The organism is Methanobrevibacter sp. UBA188 (genome assembly GCF_905234905.1).
Classification (GTDB): domain Archaea; phylum Methanobacteriota; class Methanobacteria; order Methanobacteriales; family Methanobacteriaceae; genus Methanocatella.
The window spans coordinates 1-6,026 of sequence record NZ_CAJOJM010000062.1 but is presented as its reverse complement, the minus strand read 5'-3'; the positions used below and the strand labels follow the sequence as shown (position 1 = coordinate 6,026).

Sequence of the window (6,026 nt, the reverse complement as noted above, 5' to 3'; positions counted from 1 at the left end):
ATTTGACTAATAATTTAACTGTTAAAGGTCCTCGTAATTCTACAAACATGGTCAATTGTACTATTACTCCTGTTCCTATTGTCGACGTGTCAGTTGAAATTACCAGTGATAAGGATGAGTACTTTGTTGATGATGTTGCTGTCTGGACAATAACCATATCCAATGCGGGCAACGGTACCAATGCAACAAATGTCAAATTAAGCGAATTGCTTCCTGAAGAGTTTGAATTTATCAACTGTACTGTTACTGGCGGTACTTATGATAATGAAACCGGTGTTTGGACCATTCCTAATTTGGCTAATGGAACAAATGTAACTTTAGTGATTAATTCCTATGCTAAGACTCCTGCAAGTGACATTACAAATAATGTTAACGCATCTTGTGATGAGAAAGACTGGGATTACACTAACAACGATGCAAATAAAACAGTCGAAATCGTGCCTTTACCTGTCCCTGAAAAAACAGTAAATACTACAAAACCGTACAATAAGGAATTTGTCGAATATTATCTAACAATCAAAAACACTGGAAATAATGCCTATGTCGATGAGTTGATTGTTATAGACAGTTTACCAGTTGGCTTAATATTTAATGAAACTTTAAAAGTCGATGGTGCTGATTTGATTAAAGAAGTTGTAGACGGTCAAGTTATTACTTGGACCATTACAAATATTTCAGCCAAATCCAGTGCTGTAATAACTGTTAAAGTCTTTGTTGATGATATTGGTGATTTGACTAACAATTTAACTGTTGTCGGTCCTCATGGTACTAACGCAACTGTTGACTGTACTATCAATCCTATTCCAGTTGCAGATTTATTTGTGATTAAATTAAATGACTTTGATTTAATAATTGACATCTTTAATCCAATAGATTGTCATAATAAGGATACTGTAAAATGGTACATCTCAGTCATTAATGATGGGCCTGATACTGCTGTTAATGCGATTGCAACTGATATATTGCCTGAAGGTTTAATTTACATTACAGATAATTCAACTGGAGCATACAACCCTGAAACCGGTGTATGGACTATTGGAGATATTGCAAGTGGAGAAACTGCTACAATATGGATTGAAACTTTAGTGGACGCTTCCAATGTGACTATTGTAAATAATGTTAAAGTTAAATCAGATACCTACGATCCGGATGAAAGTAATAATCATAATGATGATTCATTAATTGTCGTGCCCGAAGCTGACTTAGAAATAACTAAATCAGTCTCTAATACAATCCCACATAAAAACGATAACATCATTTGGACTATAACTGTTACTAACAAGGGTGCAGATACTGCAATAAACACTGTAGTAACAGATAAATTACCTGAAGGTTTAATTTATGTTTCAGATGATTCATTGAATAATTATGATTATAAAACTGGAATTTGGAATGTAGGAGATTTGTCAAGTGGACAGTCTGTAACTTTAAAAATTAAAACTTTAGTAGCAACTACTAATAAGATAATAGTTAATTTGGCGGATGTCACTTCAGACACATATGACCCTAATGAAGCAAATAATCACTGCAATGAGTCAATTACAGTTCCTCCAGAAGCGGATTTAGTAATCACTGTTGACCCTGATAGGACTGATGTAACTGTTGGTGATAAAGTTAAAATCACTATCACAGTTGTAAATAACGGTCCTGACACAGCAGTTAACACTAATGCATTTATTGAAATACCTGATGAATTAAGACTTTTAGATTTCATTCCTTCTAAAGGTACTTATGATCCTGAAACTGGAATTTGGACTATTGGAGATTTAGCTCCGGGTGAAGAGGTAACTCTTATACTTAACACTGAAGCATTGAAAAGCGGTATTGTAATTGTTAAAGCAAGTGTCACATCTGATACTTATGATAGTGACCTTTCCAATAACAACGACACAGCCGATATAATGGTCAATGATACTCCAGAAGAAGAACATAATGCAGATGGTGTTTCACAAACTCCAAAAATGCATGCTACAGGTAATCCAATTGTAATGGTTCTTTTAGCGCTCCTTACAATTGCAGGTGTAACTTTAAGAAGAAAAGATTAGAAACACAATGGGAAATTAATTTTCCCATACTTTTTTTATTTTTTGATGAAAACATTAATGCATGTTTAATGATATGCACGTTTAAAAATTTCATAGTTTTACTACAATTCCATTGTTTTAATAATGGGTTTTTTCATAATTATTGTAGTTCTCATTCTCATATTATTAATTTAAATGATTAATCTACATATCACAAATCATATTCAACATTTTTTTCATTTACAATATTATAAAAGTCATGAACGAGATAAATATTAATGATTAAATTAAATTGTGTGATTAAATGATAAGTGATAATGTTAAAAAAGGAATTCAAAGAGCTCCACACAGATCTCTTTTAAGAGCTTGCGGTTTAGATGATGACGATTTTAAAAAGCCATTCATCGGAATTGCTAACAGTTTTACAGACATTGTTCCAGGCCATATCCATTTAAGGGAATTGGTCGAGTTTGTAAAAGAAGGAATTATCGCTGCCGGAGGTATTCCATTCGAATTTGACACCATGGCAGTATGTGACGGAATCAGTATGAATCATGAAGGTATGAAATATTCCCTTCCTTCACGTGAAATAATTGCTGCAACCGTTGAGTCCATGACCAAAGGCCATGCATTTGACGGGCTTGTATTGATTCCAAGTTGTGATAAGGTAGTTCCTGGAATGATTATGGGTGCTGCAAGAGTAAATGTACCTTCAATTGTAGTTACCGGTGGACCGATGGCATCCGGTGAATATAATGGAAAACCTGCAGATTTGATTACTGTATTTGAAGCTGTTGGTGCTTATTCTGCCGGTAAAATGTCTGAAGAAGAAGTCAAAGAACTTGAAAAATGTGCCTGTCCTGGAGCTGGAAGCTGCTCCGGTCTATTTACTGCAAATACCATGGCATGTATTACAGAAACATTTGGTTTGTCCCTTCCGACCTGTGCTACAACCCATGCAAGAACAGATGAAAACAATCAGATTGCATTTGAATCTGGAAAACAAATCATAAAGCTTGTTGAGGACGATATCAGGCCATCAGATATTTTAACACAAGGGGCATTCAATAATGCTATCGCTGTTGACATGGCTTTGGGAGGATCATCCAATACTGCATTACATATTCCAGCCATTGCCAGTGAAGTTGATGGCATAGATGTTGATTTGGAATTGTTCGATAAGATATCAAGAGAAGTTCCACATATTACACTTATATCTCCTGCCGGTGAAGATTCAATGATGGACTTGCACCTGGCCGGTGGTATTCAGGCGGTTTTAAAAACTTTAGGAGATAAAATCGATACCAGTCAATTGACAGTAACCGGAAAAACAATTAGGGAAAACCTGGAAACTGTTGAAAACAAAAACACTGATGTCATTCATACATTGGACAGTCCGGTACATGAAGATGGTGGAATTGCTATTTTGAAAGGTAATTTGGCTCCAAATGGTAGTGTAGTTAAAAAAGGTGCTGTAGCAGACCATTTAATGCATCTTAAAGGCCCTGCAAAAGTTTATAATTCTGAAGAAGATGTAACCAAGGCTATATTTGACCATGAAATTGAAGAGGGAGATATTGTCGTAATCAGATATGAAGGTCCTAAAGGAGGTCCTGGAATGCGTGAAATGTTAAATCCAACATCTGCCCTTGCTGGAATGAACATCAAGGATGTGGGATTAATAACTGATGGAAGATTCTCCGGTGGAACAAGAGGGCCTTGCATAGGGCATGTATCTCCAGAAGCAAGAGAAGACGGACCAATTGCCGCAATACAAAACGGTGATATAATTGAAATTGACATTAACAATAGAATCATTAATGTTGAACTTTCCGATGCAGAAATTGAAGAAAGATTAAAATCTATTGAACACCCAGAAAGTGATGTTGATGGGTGGTTAGCAATATATCAAAAATTAGTTCACTCAGCAGATACAGGCGCTATTATGAGGTAGTGTTAAAATGGAAATACTAAATTATTCTGAAATAGATTTAACCGAAACAATCAAAAGATCAGAAGAAGATGTAAACAAGGTACTGGACATAGTTTCTGATATTTTAAACAACGTTAAATTAAATAAGGATGATGCTATTCGTGAATATACCGAGAAGTTTGATGGGGTTACAATAGAAAATTTGAAAGTATCCAAAGATGAAATTGAAGAGGCTTATGATACTTTAGATGATTCATTACTTGTTGCACTGAAACAAGCCGCATCAAATATTGAAAAATTTCATAAAAAACAAATTCCATCTGAATGGGAATTGGAAGTAAATCCTGGAATAGTTGCAGGTCAAATTGTAAGGCCGATTAACTCTGCTGGATGTTATATTCCTGGTGGTCGTGCGGCTTACCCTTCATCAATATTAATGACTGTAATTCCTGCAAAAATTGCTGGCGTAAAAAAAGTGGTCTGTGTGACTCCGCCTCAAAAAGATGGAAAAATTTTAGATGCAATTCTGGTTGCAGCTGACATCGCAGGTGCTGATGAGATTTACAAAGTTGGTGGTGCTCAGGCAATTGCAGGACTTGCATATGGTACCGAATCAATACCTCGAGTAGAAAAAATTGTAGGTCCAGGTAATATATTCGTTACTGCAGCAAAGAAATTGGTATATGGTCAAGTAGATATCGAGTTTCCTGCAGGTCCATCAGAAGTGTTGATATTGGCTGATGATAGTGCAAATCCTGAATTTTTAGCAACTGATATTTTGGCACAGGCAGAACATGACCCAAACGCTTCATGTTTCCTGGTAACTGATAGCAAAGATTTGGCAATTAAAACAGATGAATTTGTTAATCAATTAACCCAAATAGCTCCAAGGCGCGAAATTATTGAAGAGTCATTGTCTAAAAGCGGAAAAATCATTATCACAAACACAATGGATGAGGCTATTTATGTTACAAATGAATACGCTCCAGAACACTTAATCATATCCACTAAAGACGATGACGAGACATTATCACACATTAACAATGCAGGTTCAATATTTTTAGGTTCATATTCACCAGTTGCTGCAGGAGATTATGGATCCGGAACAAACCATGTTTTGCCTACCGGAGGAGGAGCCAAAATGTATTCCGGTCTTTCAACTGAGGCGTTCATCAAAAAACCGACTGTTCAAAGATTAACAAAAGAAGGCCTTAAGGAGCTATCAAAAACTTCAGTCCCGATTGCTGAATATGAAGGATTCTTTGCACATGCAAATTCATTCAAAACAAGATTGAAATAAGTTTATAAGTAATGTCCTTATAAACTTTCTTTTTATTTATTATGTTTTGATTCTTTTTTAATCACACATTCTGCATTGTTTCGTATAACTATTTGTTGCGTTTTGTGACGGCCACTTTTTGGAATGGGAACAGGATTGCTAATTTTCCTTGCTTCACATTGTATCCTTTCTCCTTTAATTTTATCTCCTTTTTTAACATAAGTCCCCATCTAATCACCTAATATTTAACATTCATTTCAATTCCTTTTTCTTCCAGTTCTGTTAATATGTCATCCACATCAAAAAGCTGCAATTGCAGGTCATAGACAATGTCTGAAATATTTGGATTTTCATGAGTTTTGCAATATTCAATTATTTCCTTTTCCTGTTGGGATTTAGGGATTTCTCTAAAACTCACTTCCCGTTGAATTATTCCATCATTGTAATTGTTGAAGTATGCTGTTCGTGCAATTAGATTTATTGCGGAATTGTTATCCATCTTTTCAAATTCTTTGTTTTTTATTACTGGGAACAGCACAACTGTATTTTCAATATTTTCAATTAATGGTTCTATTTCTTTGTAAATTTCATTAAAATGCTTTAACATTCCATTAAAAAACATTTTTTCACTAACTTCTATATTTAATAGTAATTTTGTTTCTGTTGTCCAACCTAATTTTTCACAAAGCTCTAATGAATAATTACAATTGGGAAAATGTTTTTTCAATAGCGGTTTTAATTCCTTAAGGATTTTCAGTGTATTTTTATTGTGGGATATGAAATTATTAAT

At 34.7% G+C, this 6,026-nt stretch carries 5 protein-coding genes; 3 read left to right on the top strand and 2 right to left on the bottom strand.

The features are described from left to right. The 3 genes from QZ143_RS08905 to hisD all read left to right on the top strand — a co-directional run. Positions 1-2,045, top strand: a 2,045-nt coding sequence (locus QZ143_RS08905) for a hypothetical protein (RefSeq protein ID WP_292883352.1), incomplete at its 5' end; no start/stop codon positions are given. Positions 2,046-2,328: 283 nt separating this feature from the next. Beyond that, positions 2,329-3,978, top strand: coding sequence for a dihydroxy-acid dehydratase (gene ilvD, locus QZ143_RS08900; RefSeq protein WP_292883349.1), 1,650 nt, complete (start codon positions 2,329-2,331; stop codon positions 3,976-3,978). Between the two features lie 7 nt (positions 3,979-3,985). Then, on the top strand, positions 3,986-5,257 hold the full coding sequence (hisD, locus tag QZ143_RS08895) for a histidinol dehydrogenase (protein WP_292883346.1): 1,272 nt from the start codon (positions 3,986-3,988) through the stop codon (positions 5,255-5,257). A 32-nt stretch (positions 5,258-5,289) separates the two neighbouring features. Here the strand turns inward: hisD and QZ143_RS08890 are convergent, their stop codons facing one another. Continuing rightward, the gene (locus QZ143_RS08890) at positions 5,290-5,466 is read right to left on the bottom strand and encodes a hypothetical protein (protein WP_292608907.1); all 177 of its coding nucleotides are present in this window, start codon (positions 5,464-5,466) and stop codon (positions 5,290-5,292) included. Between the two features lie 8 nt (positions 5,467-5,474). Further along, a partial coding sequence (locus QZ143_RS08885; RefSeq protein WP_292883341.1) for a hypothetical protein occupies positions 5,475-6,026 on the bottom strand: 552 nt, incomplete at its 5' end.

What these genes read in the sequence shown, in the direction of transcription:
- ilvD (WP_292883349.1), top strand. Translation starts at nt 2,329, where the DNA reads ATGATAAGTGATAATGTTAAAAAAGGAATTCAAAGAGCTCCACACAGA.
- hisD (WP_292883346.1), top strand. Translation starts at nt 3,986, where the DNA reads ATGGAAATACTAAATTATTCTGAAATAGATTTAACCGAAACAATCAAA.
- QZ143_RS08890 (WP_292608907.1), bottom strand. Translation starts at nt 5,466, where the DNA reads ATGGGGACTTATGTTAAAAAAGGAGATAAAATTAAAGGAGAAAGGATA.